The sequence below is a fragment of the Chryseobacterium sp. CT-SW4 genome, from assembly GCF_048572715.1.
Taxonomy (GTDB): domain Bacteria; phylum Bacteroidota; class Bacteroidia; order Flavobacteriales; family Weeksellaceae; genus Chryseobacterium.
On the sequence record NZ_CP183840.1, the window covers coordinates 3249909 to 3265275 of the forward strand.

Below are 15367 nucleotides of genomic sequence, written 5' to 3' on the forward strand. Positions count from 1 at the left end.
TTAATTATTAACCGTTAAACACTTTACTTAGAGAAACTCCTCTCATTCTAGCGATCTCTTCAGGTCTTCTGATATCCAATAACGCTTTGAAAGTAGCTTTCACCACGTTGTGAGGGTTAGAAGATCCTTTGGATTTTGAAAGGATATCGTGAATACCAGCTGATTCCAATACCGCTCTTACCGCACCTCCGGCGATCAATCCGGTACCGTGAGAAGCAGGTCTTAGGAAGATATCTGCACCACCGTATCTTGCAGTAGTTTGGTGAGGAATTGTGTGATTCATTACAGGAACTTTCACAAGGTTTTTCTTAGCGTCTTCAACTGCTTTAGCAATTGCAGAAGCAACCTCTTTAGATTTCCCTAAACCAAAACCGATAACTCCTTCTTCATTTCCTACTACAACGATAGCAGAAAATCCGAAAGCTCTACCTCCTTTAGTTACTTTTGTTACTCTGTTAACAGCTACGAGACGATCTTTTAATTCTAATCCTCCCGGTTTTACTCTTTCTATATTATCTAGTCCTAACATATTTTCCGAAATTTAATGATTAGAATTTAAGTCCTCCTTCTCTCGCACCATCAGCTAGAGCTTTAACTCTACCGTGATATACGAATCCGTTTCTATCGAACACTATATTTTCAATTCCTGCAGCTTTAGCTTTAGCAGCGATTGCTTTACCTACGGCAGCAGAAACTTCACTCTTTGTTCCTTTAGCGTCTACACCTTTCTCTCTGGAAGAAGCTGATGCTAAAGTTTTACCACTTTTATCGTCGATTAACTGAGCGTAAATTTCCTTATTACTTTTATATACAGATAATCTTGGCAATTCAGAAGATCCGGAGATTTTTCCTCTTACTCTTCTTTTGATTCTTATTCTTTTTTCTAATTTACTTAATGCCATTTTCTTATAATTTATTAAGCAGATTTACCAGCTTTACGTCTAACATTTTCACCAACGAATCTTACACCTTTTCCTTTATATGGCTCAGGCTTTCTGAAAGAACGGATCTTTGCAGTTACCATTCCCAGAAGTTGCTTGTCATGAGACGTTAAAGTAATAATTGGATTTTTACCTTTTTCAGTCAATGTATCAACTTTCACTTCACCTGGAAGTTCTAAAACGATACCGTGAGAGAATCCTAAAGCCAACTCAAGTTTTTGTCCTGAGTGAGAAGCTCTGTATCCTACCCCTACTAGTTCTAATTGTTTAGTGAATCCTTCTGAAACACCAACAATCATATTGTTAATTAACGCTCTGTATAAACCGTGAAGCGCTTTGTGTTGCTTAGAATCAGATGGTCTGTTTACGTTCAGCTCTCCATCTTTTTGTTCTAAAGTAATTCCTGCAGTAAGCTCCTGAGAAAGTTCTCCTTTAGCTCCTTTTACCGTTACCACACCATTGTTTTCAGTGATAGTAACTCCTGCTGGAATTGTTATAATTGCTTTACCAATTCTTGACATTTTCCTCTGATTAAAAATTAATAAACATAGCAGATTACTTCACCGCCTACTTTCTCTTCTCTAGCTTTCTTATCAGTCATTACTCCTCTTGAAGTAGAGATGATAGCTACACCCAAACCGTTCAGTACTCTTGGAAGTTCCGTAGAACCTTTGTACTGTCTCAAACCTGGTCTTGAAGCTCTCTGAATAGACTTAATAGCAGGTTTGCTGGTTTGTTTATCGTACTTTAAAGCGATTTTGATCGTTCCCTGAACAGCGTTATCTTCAAACTTATAGTTTAAGATATACCCCTGGTCAAATAAGATCTTAGTAATCTCCTTTTTGATTTTCGATGCAGGAATTTCCACCACTTTGTGGCCTGCGCTTTGTGCGTTCCTTACTCTTGTTAGGAAATCTGAAATTGGATCTGTTACCATTTTTCTATTTTAAATTATTGGTTAAAGACAGCCAGTTTTGAAAAGACTTAAAAATTGTAAGATATCAGACTTCAGAATACTCATTCATCTGATATCTTTATTTTCAGTTTCTAAACAACTTAGTTGTCCTGATTAATTATTAATTGTTACCAACTGGCTTTTTTAACTCCCGGGATAAGACCTTGGTTTGCCATTTCTCTGAATGTTACTCTGGAAATACCGAAAGTTCTCATATATCCTCTTGGTCTACCTGTCAGTTTACATCTGTTGTGTAATCTTACAGGAGAAGCGTTTTTAGGTAATTTTTGAAGTGCTTCATAATCACCTGCTTCTTTTAAAGCTTTTCTTTTGTCAGCGTATTTAGCAACTAGTGCTTCTCTTTTGCGCTCACGCGCTTTCATTGATTCTTTAGCCATTTCTTAGTTCTTTTTAAATGGTAAACCGAAGTGAGTTAATAATGCTTTAGCTTCTTTGTCTGTTTTCGCAGTTGTAACGAAAGTGATGTCCATCCCTTGGATTTTTTTCACTTTGTCGATTACGATCTCAGGGAAGATAATCTGCTCAGTAATACCTAAGTTATAATTACCTCTACCATCGAAACCATCAGCTTTAATACCAGAGAAATCTCTAATTCTTGGCAATGCAGAAGAAGTTAATCTATCTAAGAACTCATACATTTTGTTTGCTCTCAGAGTAACTTTAGCACCTACAGGCATTCCTTTTCTTAGTTTGAAAGCAGCCTCATCTTTCTTAGAGATGGTACCTACAGCTTTCTGACCGGTAATATTTGTAAGTTCTTCTACAGCATAATCAATAATTTTCTTATCTGCAGTAGCATCTCCTAAACCTTGTGATACAACGATTTTCTCTAATTTAGGTACTTGCATGATTGACTTATACCCAAATTCTTCCATCATTGCAGGAACAATTTTTTCTTTGTATGCTTTTTTGGGTCTTGCTATATATTCCATGTGTTATTTCAAATTATAAAGTTTCACCCGTTTTTTTATTGATTCTTACTTTCTTATCTCCTTCGATTTTGTAACCGATTTTGATAGCTTTTCCGTCTTTACCAACTAAAGCTACGTTTGAGATATGAATAGAAGCTTCTTTCTCTGTAATCCCTCCTTGAGGATTTGAAGCTGAAGGCTTAACGTGTTTTTTAACGATGTTAAGTCCTGCAACAACTACTCTTGGGTCTTTTCCTTCTTTTTTGATCACTTCAATAACTTCACCGGTACTACCTTTAAGACCTTTCTTACCTGTAGTTACGATTACGTTATCTCCTCTTTTTATTTTTAACTTTGACATTTCTTTTAAAAATTTTAAAAATTAAAGTACTTCAGGAGCTAATGAAATGATTTTCATATATTCTTTATCTCTCAACTCACGGGCAACCGGTCCGAAAACACGGGTTCCTCTCATTTCTCCTGCTGCATTCAGTAATACACAAGCATTGTCATCGAATTTGATGTAAGATCCATCTTTTCTTCTAACTGCTTTTTTGGTTCTTACTACTACAGCTTTAGATACCTGACCTTTTTTAGCGTTTCCTGATGGTGTAGAATCTTTGATAGTAACAACGATTTTATCACCAACTGAAGCATATCTTCTTCTGGTTCCTCCCAGAACTCTGATAACTAATACTTCTTTAGCACCTGTGTTATCAGCAACTTTTAATCTTGATTCTGTTTGTAACATTATTACTTAGCTTTTTCTATGATTCTTACTAATCTCCATCTCTTGCTCTTGCTCAAAGGTCTAGTTTCTTGGATAAGAACTGTATCACCTTCTGTGCATTCGTTGTTCTCGTCGTGTGCAGTATATTTTTTCGTTTTCAAAACGAATTTACCGTACATCGGGTGCTTTACTCTTGTAGTTTCACTAACAACAATAGTTTTTTCCATTTTATTGCTGGAAACCACTCCGATTCTTTCTTTTCTTAAATTTCTATCCATTGTAAAATGAAATTATTGTTTGTTAGTTAACTCTGTATTTAGTCTTGCGATTGTCTTTCTCAAATCTCTGATTTGAATCGGGTTTTCAACTGGGCTGATTTTATGAGCTAATTTCAGTTTTGAATATTGAGCTTTAGTTTCAGCTAATTTATTTTGAATATCTCCCGCGCTTAAATTTTTAATATCAGCTTTTTTCATTGTATTCAAAGATTAAAGAGGTTTAACAAAATCGTTAGCAACTATGAATTTAGTAACTACAGGTAATTTTTGTGCGGCAAGTCTTAATGCTTCCTTAGCGATATCGTAAGGTACACCTCCGATTTCGAACATAATTTTACCAGGTTTCACTACGGCTACCCAATATTCCACGGCACCTTTACCTTTACCCATCCTTACTTCAGCTGGTTTCTTAGTAATTGGCTTATCCGGGAAGATTTTGATCCATAGCTGACCTTCTCTCTTCATATATCTTGTCGCAGCGATACGCGCAGCTTCAATTTGTCTTGCAGTGATCCAAGCTCCTTCTGTAGCTTTAATCCCGAAAGTTCCATAAGCAAGTTGACTACCTCTTTGGGCATTCCCCTTCATTTTCATCTTATGTACTCTACGGAACTTGGTTCTTTTTGGTTGTAACATAATTTCTAAATTTTAGATTTTAGATTTTAGATTTTAGATGTTTTTTAATTTTAAAAAAGTAACGGTAATTTAAAATTCAAAATTTCTAATCTAAAATTTTAATTATTATTGTTATTGTTGTTGTTATTTTTTCTAGGTCTTCTGTTGTCTCTGTCTCCTCCTCTGTTTCCTCTATCTGACTGACCTCCTTTTTTCTGTTGTCCTACTAGTGGGGAAAGTTCTCTTTTTCCGTAAACTTCACCTTTCATAATCCAAACTTTTACACCTAGTCTACCATAAGTAGTGTGAGCTTCAGCAATATGATAATCGATATCTGCTCTGAAAGTAGACAAAGGAATTCTTCCGTCTTTGAAAGATTCGCTTCTTGCCATTTCAGCACCGTTCAATCTTCCGGAGATTTGAACTTTGATACCTTCAGCTCCCATTCTCATTGTACTTGCTATTGCCATTTTAACAGCTCTTCTGTAAGAGATTCTGTTTTCAATTTGCTTAGCGATACTATCAGCAACTAATACTGCATCAAGCTCAGGTCTTTTGATTTCAAAGATGTTGATCTGGATATCTTTATCAGTAATCTTTTTCAACTCTTCTTTTAATTTATCAACTTCCTGACCTCCTTTACCGATGATAAGTCCCGGTCTAGCAGTAGTAATTGTTACTGTAACTAATTTTAAAGTTCTTTCAATATAAATTTTTGAAATACCACCTTTAGATAATCTAGCTTCAAGGTATCTTCTGATTTTGTAGTCTTCAGCGATTCTGTCTCCATAATCGTTTCCGCCAAACCAGTTAGAATCCCATCCTCTGATGATACCTAATCTGTTACCAATTGGATTTGTCTTCTGTCCCATACCTTGATTAATTTTCTTTGTTACCTAAGATTAATGTAACGTGGTTAGATCTTTTTCTGATTCTATACCCTCTACCTTGCGGAGCCGGTCTTAGTCTCTTCAATTGTCTTGCACTGTCCACGAATATTTCTTTAACGATAAGGTTTGCTTCTTCGATATCAGCTCCTTCGTTTTTAGTCTGCCAGTTTGCAATAGCAGAAAGAAGTAATTTCTCTAATTTATTAGAGGCTTCTTTTTTAGAATATTTTAGGATATAAAGTGCTTTGTCTACCTGCTCTCCTCTGATGATATCAGCAACTAATCTCATTTTTCTTGGAGAAGACGGGCAATTATTTAATGAAGCTTTAACAACGTCCTTGTTTGCTTCTTTTCTTGCGATTGCGCTATCTTGTTTTCTAGATCCCATGTTTATCTGCTTCCTTTGTTTTTATTACCTCCATGACCTCTAAAAGATCTTGTTGGAGAAAATTCGCCTAACTTGTGACCAACCATGTTTTCTGTAACGTATACAGGGATAAAAGATTTCCCGTTGTGTACAGCAATAGTTTGTCCTACGAAGTCCGGAGAGATCATAGATGCTCTAGACCAAGTTTTGATAACTGTCTTTTTACCAGACTCTATATTTGCCTGAACCTTCTTATCTAAAGTATGATGAATGAACGGTCCTTTTTTAAGTGATCTTGCCATAATTATTTTCTTTTAGATACGATGTAACGGTTAGACACTTTATTTTTCTTTCTAGTTTTGTAACCTTTAGACGGCATACCGTTTCTAGATCTTGGGTGACCTCCTGAAGAACGTCCTTCACCACCACCCATTGGGTGATCTACAGGGTTCATTACAACCGCTCTTGTTCTAGGTCTTCTACCTAACCATCTGCTTCTACCAGCCTTACCTGATACTGTTAATTGGTGATCAGAATTGGAAACTGAACCGATCATTGCCATACATTCTACAAGGATCATTCTGGATTCTCCTGAAGGCAATTTGATGATTGCATATTTTCCGTCTCTGGAAGTTAACTGAGCTGAAGAACCGGCACTTCTTGCTAAAATAGCCCCTTGACCAGGTCTCATTTCAACACAAGAAATTACAGTACCCAATGGAATATTTCTCAATTTCATTGCGTTACCTACGTTGGGTTCAACGCTTTCTCCTGAAACTACTTTCTGGTCAACTTTGATACCGTTTGGAGCGATGATGTATCTCTTTTCTCCGTCTGCGTACTCTAATAAAGCGATAAATGCAGTTCTGTTTGGATCGTATTCTACAGATTTTACAGTGGCTTCAACGTTTGCTTTGTTTCTTTTGAAGTCAATAATTCTGTATTTCTTTTTGTGTCCACCTCCGGTGTAACGCATGGTCATTTTACCTGTTTGGTTACGTCCACCTGACTTTTTAATACCAACTGTAAGAGATTTCTCTGGTTTGTTGGTAGTAATTTCCTCAAAATTGTTTACAATTCTGAATCTCTGTCCCGGGGTGATAGGTTTTAATTTTCTAACAGACATTACTATTATTTATAATTATTATTTTAATTGCTTTAAGCTTCAAGCAGTAAGCTTTAAGCATTTCCGCCTATTGCTTACGGCTTACAGCCTATTGCCTATTTTAATTTACAGCAAAAATATCGATTACTTCCCCTTCAGCAAGAGTGATAACCGCCTTTTTCAATTTGTTTGTCTTTCCTACTTGAAGACCTTTCTTTGTATATTTCGCAGATACTTTAGGAGCATAAATCATGGTTCTAACGTCTGCTACTTTCACACCGTAAGCTGCTTCTACCGCTTTCTTAATTTCGATTTTATTCGCCTTAGTATCTACCAAGAATGAATAAGCTCCTCTTAAGTCTGTAAGATAGTTTGCTTTTTCTGAAATAACTGGTTTAATAATAACTGACATGATTTATTTCTTTAAATTTTCCTGGAATTTTTCAACTGCACCTTCGAAGAATACGATCTCACCTGCATTTACTAAATCGTAAGAACTGATTTCGTTAAAGTTCAATACTTTAGTCTTAGGTAAGTTTCTTGAAGATAGATATACATTCTTATTAGCTTCAGGAATGATGAATAAAGACTTTTTACCGTTTAGTTCCAATGCATTCAATACACTGATAAAATCTTTAGTCTTAGGAGCGTTTAAGCTCAAATCTTCCAAAACTTTAATGCTGTTATCTCTTAATTTTTGAGATAAAACAGATTTTTTAGCTAATCTCTTAAGAGCTTTGTTCAATTTGAATCTGTAGTCTCTTGGTTTTGGTCCGAATACTCTACCTCCACCTCTGAATACTGGAGATTTGATATCCCCGTATCTAGCAGATCCTGATCCTTTTTGCTTCTTAAGTTTTTTAGTAGAAGCAGTAATTTCGCTTCTTTCTTTTGCTTTATGAGTCCCTTGTCTCTGTGCGGCAAGGTACTGTTTAACTTCTAAGTAAACCGCGTGCTGATTTGGCTCAATTCCGAATACTGTTTCGTCTAGAGTTACTTTTCTTCCGGTCTCTTTTCCTGATGTATTTAATACTACTAGTTCCATTTTCTGATAATTACATAAGAATTTTTAGCTCCCGGAACAGCACCTTTTACTACTAAAAGATTTTGTTCTTGATCAACTTTTAACACTTGAAGGTTTTGAACAGTTACCTGCTTACCTCCCATTCTTCCAGCCATTCTCATCCCTTTGAATACTCTTGAAGGGTCTGAACCAGCACCGATAGAACCTGGAGCTCTAAGTCTGTTGTGCTGACCATGAGTTGCCTGCATTACTCCTCCAAAGTTGTGTCTTTTAACAACCCCTTGGAATCCTTTACCTTTAGAAGTACCTGTTACATCTACATATTCACCTTCAGCGAATAGATCAACTTTCACTTCCTCTCCTACTTTTACTTCATCAACGAATTCTCTGTAGAATTCCACTAATTTAGCTTTAGGAGTAGAACCAGCCTTTTTAAAATGACCAGCTAACGCTTTACCAACGTTCTTTTCACTCTTGTCATCGAAACCTAATTGAACAGCTTTATAACCGTCTTTTTCTAAGGTTCTGACCTGTAAAACCGAGCATGGACCAGCCTGAATAACTGTACAAGGAATGTTTTTCCCTTCTTCGTTAAACAAAGATGTCATACCGATTTTTTTACCAATAATACCTGACATTGTTTATATTATAATAAAATTTATCCTTTATTCATCGTCATTTCAAAGAGGTCTGAAGTAATTTCTACTTTTGATATAGGCATACTACGCCCCTAAAATGAGTGTGCAAATGTAGGGATTTTTTTTAATTCGACAAATATTTCGGTTAAAATATTTTGATTTTTAAACGATTAGCTCTTTTATAAAAAATATTTGGAAGTCTCACCGGTACTCTTCTTCAAAATAGGAAACGAAGTCTTTTATATACTTTTTATTCATATCCGATTTTCTGACCACCATATAATGTTTTCTTATAAATCCATCTTTTCCGATCTTTTTGAATCTTAATTCATCGGAGAGTTTAAAAGATTTCAGAGCCCATTCCGGCATACAGGTAATCCCCATATTTGCCCCAATCATTTCCAGCGCCACTTCAGTCAAAGGAACTGCAGAAACTTTTCCTGGCGTAACATCATTAGGTTTTAAAACATTCTCATATACGGAAACCGTTTCCAAAGGAAAAGAATGAATAATCAGATGAGCTTCTGAAAAATCTTCTACATTCATATATTCTGACTGAGCCCACCTGTTTTCCTGATGGAGAATGGCAAAAACCTCATCTTCAAACACAGGAATATACATCAGATCTTTAACTTCGGAAGGTTTTGAGGTAACAATTGCAATATCAATTTCCCGGGATAATATTTTTAAAATAGGTTTATGAGTTGCTTCCAGTACCAGATCCACTTCTATCTCCGGATATAAAACACCCACCTTTTGAATAAAAGAAGGTAAACCCTGATAAAATGAATAGCATTCCGTACTCACCTTAATTTTTCCCGCCGATCCGCTTCTTATTTTTTGAATAGTATTCAATCCATCTGCAATACTGTCTATAACATTACATGCGACTTTATAAAGTTCGCTCCCCTCCTCTGTAAGCTCCCAATTATTCCGTACCCGATGAAATACTTTAAATCCCAGCTGAATTTCCAGCTCTCTAAGCTGGTGGCTCAAGGCAGACTGTGTCAAAAAAAGCTTATCTGAAGAATTGGCTATACTTCCCTCTTCCGCTATAGTCTTTACAAGTCTTAAAAATCTGATCTCCATATTATTTGTAAAATTAATAAATATCCTCACAACCATCATTGAGAAAATTTCATTTTGAGCTGAGCGATTTTCAATCTTAATTTCCAAATTAGAAACGCATTAAATATAGCTTTGTAAAACAAATTCAATATTTAATTATGCAACAACAAATTCAATTTTATGAACAAAAGCTTTCGTATGAAATAGATTCTTCCGATTTGTACAAAGCCATTGAAAACAATTCCGATTATGTCATTATTGACACTCGCCAGCCTTCCGGTTATGAGAAAGAACATATTCCCGGAGCTGTTAATCTCCCTCACAGAGAGATGACAGAGGAAACCACCAGGCATTTTAGTAAATCCAAAGTATATGTCTGCTACTGCGACGGGATCGGATGTAATGCCTCCACAAAAGGTGCATTGGCAATGACAAAGTTAGGATTCACAGTAAAGGAGCTTATAGGTGGAATAGTATGGTGGAAGCTGGACGGATACACCACGGAAGGGTCACATCAGACTGTAAGCCCTACATTGGGATGTACATGTTAATTCTACAAAGAGTATGAAAATAAGGTATGCAGAAGAAAATGACATTCCATCTGTTGTGGAATTATGCAGAGCACATGCTCAATATGAAAGAAGTCATTTTGAAGAGAAAAACCAACAACAACTTTTGTATGAATTCTTTTTCCATTCCCATCTGAACTTAAAATGCCTAGTAGCAGAGCAGGATTCTGAAATTGTAGGATATGCAACATTCTTCAAACAATTTTCCACATGGGATGCTAGCCATTATATTTACCTGGACTGCTTATATGTAAAAGAAAAAGCACGCGGACAGGGCATCGGCAAGCAAATAATGAGGATGATAAAAGACTATGCACAATCGGAAAATTGCCCCGTCATCCAGTGGCAGACTCCCAGTTTCAATGAAAAAGCCATATTATTCTATGACAAGCTGGGAGCTGAGAAAAAATCTAAAGAAAGATTCTTCTGGAAATTATAAAAGAAATTGAGATTATCTTCATAATCTCAATTTTTTCTTTATAAATATTTAAATACTCTATTATAGAGCCTGGTCAGTTATTTTGTAATAACCGAAACGCCCATTTCTTCTAACTTCTTTTTGTCTTCTGCCGATATTCCCTCGTTGGTCACCAAGTAATCCACTTTATCCAACGGAGCTATTTTACCGAATCCTTTTTTATTGAGCTTGGAGGAGTCTGCTAACACAACCACTTTGTCCGCACACTCTATCATGAGCTGGTTCAAATGGGCCTCTGCCGCATTGGAAGTACTGATCCCAAAATCCATATCAATCCCGTCAACTCCCAGAAAAAGAATATTACAGGAAAACTGTCTGAGAATATTTTCTGAGATAGATCCCACAATAGAGGTAGAGCTCTTTCTGACCTCTCCTCCCAATTGAATAATATTGATATGAGGATTATTACAAAGCTCAAGCGCTACCCTCAAAGAAGAGGTAAGAACAGTAAGCGGCTGTCCGAAACTCACCAGCATTCTCGCAAAATAATGCATTGTAGTTCCTGAAGCCAATATAATACAATCATTCTCCTGAATAAGTTCAATGGCGGCTCTCACCACATTCTGTTTAGCTTCTACATTGATATTTTCCTTTTCGTTTACATTTTTTTCATAAGCATATCTTACATGCTTGCTTGCTCCGCCATGATTCCGAAACAACAATCCCAGACTTTCCAAATAGTTCAAATCCTTTCGGATCGTAACCGAAGAAACATTCAGTTTTTCGCATAAATCCTGCACCAGAACATATTCCTTCTCATCCAGCTCTTTTAAAATATCATTATGTCTTGCTATTAGCTTTTCCATTCTTCAAAATTATCATTTTTCAGAGAAACTAAAAAATTTCATTAATTTTCTTTTAGGTTTCATTTTAATTATTTATTTTTGAAAACGAAACTTATCGAAACATTATGAAACGAAGTGAAGAACTCAATAAATTAACCCAAGTTCAGGAATGGGACTTTATTATAATCGGAGGGGGTGCCAGCGGCTTAGGTTCAGCATTAGATGCAACCAGCCGTGGATTTAAAACTCTGTTACTCGAGTCCCATGATTTCGCAAAGGCAACATCCAGTAGAAGCACAAAGCTGGTTCACGGAGGTGTAAGATATCTCGCACAGGGAGATGTAGGACTAGTAAAGGAAGCATTAAAGGAAAGAGGGCTTCTGGCCAAAAATGCCGCCCATATTGTAAAAAACCAATCATTCATTATTCCGAATTATACATGGTGGGGAGGAATTTACTATAAGATAGGACTTTCTATCTATGATTTCCTTGCCGGTAAACTGAGTTTAGGAAAAACACAATATATCAATAAGGCAAAGACGATCGAAAAGCTGCCTACTATTGAACAAAAAAACCTGGCAAGCGGTGTAGTATATCAGGATGGACAGTTTGACGACGCCCGTCTTGCTATTAACCTAGGCCAGACCATCATTGAAAAAGGCGGTAGTGCGATCAATTATTTAAAGGTGATCAATCTCCTTAAAAATGATTCCAATAAGATCACAGGAGTGGTGGCCGAAGACCAGTTTTCCAAAAAGCAGTATGAAATCCGTGGAAAAGTGGTAATAAACGCTACCGGGGTATTCACGAATGAGATCCTGAATATGAATAATCCTAAACACGGAAAATTTGTAGTTCCCAGCCAGGGAATACATTTAGTGTTGGATAAATCATTCCTGAAAAGTGATGAAGCCATCATGATTCCTAAAACATCAGACGGAAGAGTTCTGTTTGTAGTGCCTTGGCATGACAGAGCATTGGTAGGAACAACAGATACCCTGCTGGATGATCCAAGCTTTGAACCTCACGCACTGGAATCTGAAATAGAATTCGTATTAAATACGGCACGACAATATTTATCTAAAAAACCTACAAGGGAAGACGTAAAATCTGTTTTCGCAGGATTAAGACCTCTGGCAGCTCCGAAAGATGAAGGTAAAAACACAAAAGAAGTATCACGAAGCCACAAGGTTATCACTTCCGATACCGGACTGGTTTCCATTATAGGAGGAAAATGGACTACTTATCGTAAAATGGCGGAAGATACCATTGATAAAGCCATTCAAATCCACAAGCTGCCATCAACCCCTACGAAAACTGAAAGATTATCTATCCACGGAAATATCAAGCCTGAGGAGGTAGACAGAAGTAATCATTTATATGTTTACGGATCTGATATTCCTGCCATCAAAAATTTACAGAGCAGCAATCCGGAGTATTCCAAAAAAATACACCCGGACCATCCTTTTACTGTTGCAGAAATAATCTGGGCTATAAGACACGAAATGGCAGAAACCGTGGAAGATATTCTTGCAAGAAGGGTAAGGCTTTTATTCCTGGATGCAAGAGCGGCCATTGACTCCGCCCATAAAGTAGCGGCTATTATTGCAGAAGAGAGACAGCTTCCACAAGAATGGGCCCAGGAGCAGGAAAAAGAATTTATTGAATTAGCTAAAGGTTATTTATTAACCCCTTATTCCCCCAATACTAATCTTAATTAATATTCCAAAGTTATGAGTGACAAATTAATTCTGGCTTTAGACCAGGGAACGACTTCTTCGAGAGCCATTCTATTTAATTATAATGGAGAAATAGAATATATATCCCAAAAAAGTTTCGAACAAATATTTCCTACTCCGGGGTGGGTAGAGCACGACCCCAATGAAATCTGGTCTTCCCAGATATCCGTAGCTGCAGAGGTAATTGCCAAGGCAGGGATTTCCGGACGGGAAGTAGCCGCCATCGGGATCACCAATCAGCGTGAAACAACCGTAGTATGGGATAAAGAAACCGGAGAGCCTATCTATAATGCTATCGTATGGCAAGACAGAAGAACTTCCAAATATTGTGATACTTTAAAGGAAGAAGGTTACACAGATACCATCAAAAAGAAAACAGGACTTATTCTGGATGCTTATTTTTCTGCCACTAAAATAAAATGGATTCTGGATAATGTGGACGGAGCAAGAGAAAAAGCTGAAGCCGGAAAACTGTGCTTCGGAACCATAGATACATGGCTTATCTGGAAACTCACTCGTGGAAAAATGTTCATCACCGATGTTTCCAATGCCAGCCGTACCATGCTTCTTAACATTCATACGATGGAATGGGACGAAGAGCTGTTGAGACTATTTAATATTCCAAAAGCTATTCTTCCTGAAATTAAACAAAGTAGTGAAGTATACGGAGAAACAGCCACAACTCTTTTCTCTACCAAAATTCCTATTGCGGGAATTGCAGGGGATCAGCAGGCCGCTTTATTCGGACAGATGTGTACAAAACCGGGAATGGTTAAAAATACGTATGGAACCGGATGCTTCCTATTGATGAATACCGGAAATGAAGCTGTAGAATCCAAAAATAACCTCCTTACTACCGTTGCATGGAAAATAAACGGACAGGTTACTTATGCCTTGGAAGGAAGTGTTTTTGTGGGAGGAGCAGCTATCCAATGGCTGAGAGATAATTTAGGGATCATCAGATCTGCGGATGAAGTGAACAGACTGGCTAAAACCGTTGATGACAACGGAGGTGTTTATTTCGTTCCTGCTCTTACAGGATTAGGTGCCCCTTATTGGGATCAGTATGCCCGTGGAACTATTGTAGGGATTACCAGAGGAACTACCAGCGGACATATTGCCCGCGCAACACTGGAAGGTATCGCATTTCAGGTAGTAGATATTGTGAAAGCTATGGAAGCGGATTCTGGAAGACCTAGTCTCGAACTAAGAGTAGACGGAGGAGCTTCTGCAAGTGATCTTCTTATGCAGATCCAGTCCGATCTTTTCGGGTTCAAAATTACCAGACCAAAGATTTTAGAAACAACAGCTTTAGGCGCGGCTTATCTTGCGGGACTTGCCGTAGGATACTGGAAAAGTATTGATGACATCCAATCCCAATGGATCGTTGATAAAGATTTCCATCCGGAAGTGGAAAAAGAAAAATCCAATAAAATGATTCTTTCCTGGCATAAGGCCGTTGCACGTTCTCAGAACTGGATAGAAGATTAACAGTTTTCACAAAATAAAATCGAAATATATGACTCCATTTACAGCAGAGATAGTTGGTACTATGCTTATGATATTATTAGGCAACGGTGTGGTAGCCAATGTGGTCTTAAAAGGTACAAAAGGTAATAATTCCGGTTGGATTGTTATTACTACAGCCTGGGCACTGGCCGTGTTCGTAGGTGTTTCGGTGGCTGGTCCTATCAGTGGTGCCCACCTGAATCCCGCCGTTACATTAGGTCTTGCTTTTGCAGGAAAATTCTCATGGGACCTTGTGCCCTCTTATATAGCCGCCGAAATGATCGGTGCTATGCTCGGTGCTTTCCTCGTTTGGTTATTTAATAAAGATCATTTTGCCATTACGGAAAATGAAGCAGATAAGCTTGGATGCTTCAGTACCATACCAGCCATAAGAAAGCCTTTTTCCAATTTGATCAGTGAAACTATCGGAACTTTCGTTCTTATTTTTGTGATCTATCATTTCTCTGACCCTACTATTGCTTTACATGCTGATCCTGATGCTAAGATAGGATTAGGAACCGTGGGTGCTATTCCAGTTAGTTTTCTAGTTTGGGCAATAGGGTTGTCTTTAGGGGGAACCACCGGATATGCCATCAATCCGGCAAGGGATCTTGGACCGAGAATAATGCATGCTATTCTTCCAATTAAGGGAAGCAGTGACTGGGGGTATGCCTGGGTTCCTGTTGCAGGTCCTATTTTAGGTGCTGCTGTGGCCGCCATTCTTTATGGATTACTAAATTAACC

At 37.5% G+C, this 15367-nt stretch carries 25 protein-coding genes; 5 read left to right on the forward strand and 20 right to left on the reverse strand.

Annotated features, from left to right (window positions below; all coding sequences use genetic code 11):
- Positions 1–7 precede the first annotated feature (7 nt).
- The 19 genes from rpsE to ABJ974_RS14690 all read right to left on the reverse strand — a co-directional run bounded on the left by rpsE (position 8) and on the right by ABJ974_RS14690 (position 9564).
- Positions 8–529 carry a 30S ribosomal protein S5 gene (rpsE, locus tag ABJ974_RS14600; RefSeq protein ID WP_042721505.1) on the reverse strand — a complete coding sequence of 174 codons (522 nt, stop codon included), beginning with the start codon at positions 527–529 and terminating at the stop codon, positions 8–10.
- Positions 530–548: 19 nt separating this feature from the next.
- Positions 549–902, reverse strand: a complete 354-nt coding sequence (gene rplR / locus ABJ974_RS14605) for a 50S ribosomal protein L18 (protein ID WP_419868957.1) — start codon at positions 900–902, stop codon at positions 549–551.
- 14 nt (positions 903–916) lie between these two features.
- The gene (gene rplF, locus ABJ974_RS14610) at positions 917–1462 is read right to left on the reverse strand and encodes a 50S ribosomal protein L6 (RefSeq protein ID WP_419868958.1); all 546 of its coding nucleotides are present in this window, start codon (positions 1460–1462) and stop codon (positions 917–919) included.
- Positions 1463–1479: 17 nt separating this feature from the next.
- Complete coding sequence (gene rpsH / locus ABJ974_RS14615) at positions 1480–1878, reverse strand: 30S ribosomal protein S8 (RefSeq protein ID WP_419868959.1); 399 nt, start codon at positions 1876–1878, stop codon at positions 1480–1482.
- Positions 1879–2024: 146 nt separating this feature from the next.
- A complete protein-coding gene (gene rpsN, locus ABJ974_RS14620) occupies positions 2025–2294 on the reverse strand; it encodes a 30S ribosomal protein S14 (protein ID WP_419868960.1) in 270 nt (89 codons plus the stop codon).
- Positions 2295–2297: 3 nt separating this feature from the next.
- Positions 2298–2849: a 50S ribosomal protein L5 gene (gene rplE / locus ABJ974_RS14625; RefSeq protein ID WP_419868961.1), complete on the reverse strand. Its 552-nt coding sequence runs from the start codon at positions 2847–2849 to the stop codon at positions 2298–2300.
- A 13-nt stretch (positions 2850–2862) separates the two neighbouring features.
- Positions 2863–3189 (reverse strand): 50S ribosomal protein L24, encoded by a 327-nt coding sequence (rplX, locus tag ABJ974_RS14630; RefSeq protein WP_419868962.1) that lies wholly within the window; start codon positions 3187–3189, stop codon positions 2863–2865.
- Positions 3190–3210: 21 nt separating this feature from the next.
- On the reverse strand, positions 3211–3579 hold the full coding sequence (rplN, locus tag ABJ974_RS14635) for a 50S ribosomal protein L14 (protein ID WP_002983226.1): 369 nt from the start codon (positions 3577–3579) through the stop codon (positions 3211–3213).
- A gap of 2 nt (positions 3580–3581) precedes the next feature.
- On the reverse strand, positions 3582–3836 hold the full coding sequence (gene rpsQ, locus ABJ974_RS14640) for a 30S ribosomal protein S17 (RefSeq protein WP_027371715.1): 255 nt from the start codon (positions 3834–3836) through the stop codon (positions 3582–3584).
- A 12-nt stretch (positions 3837–3848) separates the two neighbouring features.
- Complete coding sequence (gene rpmC, locus ABJ974_RS14645; protein ID WP_419868963.1) at positions 3849–4034, reverse strand: 50S ribosomal protein L29; 186 nt, start codon at positions 4032–4034, stop codon at positions 3849–3851.
- Positions 4035–4046: 12 nt separating this feature from the next.
- The gene (gene rplP / locus ABJ974_RS14650; RefSeq protein WP_029297776.1) at positions 4047–4472 is read right to left on the reverse strand and encodes a 50S ribosomal protein L16; all 426 of its coding nucleotides are present in this window, start codon (positions 4470–4472) and stop codon (positions 4047–4049) included.
- Between the two features lie 98 nt (positions 4473–4570).
- Positions 4571–5323 carry a 30S ribosomal protein S3 gene (gene rpsC, locus ABJ974_RS14655; protein WP_419868964.1) on the reverse strand — a complete coding sequence of 251 codons (753 nt, stop codon included), beginning with the start codon at positions 5321–5323 and terminating at the stop codon, positions 4571–4573.
- 7 nt (positions 5324–5330) lie between these two features.
- Entirely contained in the window at positions 5331–5729 is a 399-nt protein-coding gene (rplV, locus tag ABJ974_RS14660) for a 50S ribosomal protein L22 (protein ID WP_089793295.1), read from the reverse strand.
- A gap of 2 nt (positions 5730–5731) precedes the next feature.
- Positions 5732–6010 (reverse strand): 30S ribosomal protein S19, encoded by a 279-nt coding sequence (rpsS, locus tag ABJ974_RS14665; protein WP_002983209.1) that lies wholly within the window; start codon positions 6008–6010, stop codon positions 5732–5734.
- 2 nt (positions 6011–6012) lie between these two features.
- A complete protein-coding gene (rplB, locus tag ABJ974_RS14670) occupies positions 6013–6834 on the reverse strand; it encodes a 50S ribosomal protein L2 (RefSeq protein ID WP_419868965.1) in 822 nt (273 codons plus the stop codon).
- 100 nt (positions 6835–6934) lie between these two features.
- Positions 6935–7225 carry a 50S ribosomal protein L23 gene (gene rplW / locus ABJ974_RS14675; protein WP_419868966.1) on the reverse strand — a complete coding sequence of 97 codons (291 nt, stop codon included), beginning with the start codon at positions 7223–7225 and terminating at the stop codon, positions 6935–6937.
- A 3-nt stretch (positions 7226–7228) separates the two neighbouring features.
- Positions 7229–7858, reverse strand: a complete 630-nt coding sequence (rplD, locus tag ABJ974_RS14680) for a 50S ribosomal protein L4 (protein WP_419868967.1) — start codon at positions 7856–7858, stop codon at positions 7229–7231.
- The gene (rplC, locus tag ABJ974_RS14685) at positions 7849–8475 is read right to left on the reverse strand and encodes a 50S ribosomal protein L3 (RefSeq protein WP_419868968.1); all 627 of its coding nucleotides are present in this window, start codon (positions 8473–8475) and stop codon (positions 7849–7851) included. Before rplC ends, rplD begins: the two co-directional genes overlap by 10 nt.
- 201 nt (positions 8476–8676) lie before the next feature.
- Positions 8677–9564, reverse strand: coding sequence for a LysR family transcriptional regulator (locus ABJ974_RS14690; RefSeq protein ID WP_419868969.1), 888 nt, complete (start codon positions 9562–9564; stop codon positions 8677–8679).
- Between the two features lie 137 nt (positions 9565–9701).
- Here ABJ974_RS14690 and ABJ974_RS14695 point away from each other — a divergent pair, with 137 nt between their 5' ends.
- Both ABJ974_RS14695 and ABJ974_RS14700 read left to right on the forward strand, forming a co-directional pair.
- A complete protein-coding gene (locus ABJ974_RS14695) occupies positions 9702–10094 on the forward strand; it encodes a rhodanese-like domain-containing protein (protein ID WP_419868970.1) in 393 nt (130 codons plus the stop codon).
- Between the two features lie 13 nt (positions 10095–10107).
- A complete protein-coding gene (locus ABJ974_RS14700) occupies positions 10108–10551 on the forward strand; it encodes a GNAT family N-acetyltransferase (RefSeq protein WP_419868971.1) in 444 nt (147 codons plus the stop codon).
- A 77-nt stretch (positions 10552–10628) separates the two neighbouring features.
- On the opposite strand, the gene ABJ974_RS14705 is transcribed toward ABJ974_RS14700, so the two are convergent.
- Positions 10629–11396: a DeoR/GlpR family DNA-binding transcription regulator gene (locus ABJ974_RS14705; RefSeq protein WP_419868972.1), complete on the reverse strand. Its 768-nt coding sequence runs from the start codon at positions 11394–11396 to the stop codon at positions 10629–10631.
- Positions 11397–11500: 104 nt separating this feature from the next.
- Between ABJ974_RS14705 and ABJ974_RS14710 the strand changes: the two genes are divergently transcribed.
- Genes ABJ974_RS14710 through ABJ974_RS14720 form a run of 3 tightly spaced genes read left to right on the forward strand, consistent with a single transcriptional unit; the run spans position 11501 to position 15365 of the window.
- Positions 11501–13096 carry a glycerol-3-phosphate dehydrogenase/oxidase gene (locus ABJ974_RS14710; RefSeq protein WP_419868973.1) on the forward strand — a complete coding sequence of 532 codons (1596 nt, stop codon included), beginning with the start codon at positions 11501–11503 and terminating at the stop codon, positions 13094–13096.
- Between the two features lie 12 nt (positions 13097–13108).
- Positions 13109–14605 (forward strand): glycerol kinase GlpK, encoded by a 1497-nt coding sequence (gene glpK, locus ABJ974_RS14715; RefSeq protein ID WP_419868974.1) that lies wholly within the window; start codon positions 13109–13111, stop codon positions 14603–14605.
- A gap of 28 nt (positions 14606–14633) precedes the next feature.
- A complete protein-coding gene (locus ABJ974_RS14720; protein WP_419868975.1) occupies positions 14634–15365 on the forward strand; it encodes an MIP/aquaporin family protein in 732 nt (243 codons plus the stop codon).
- Positions 15366–15367 lie beyond the last annotated feature (2 nt).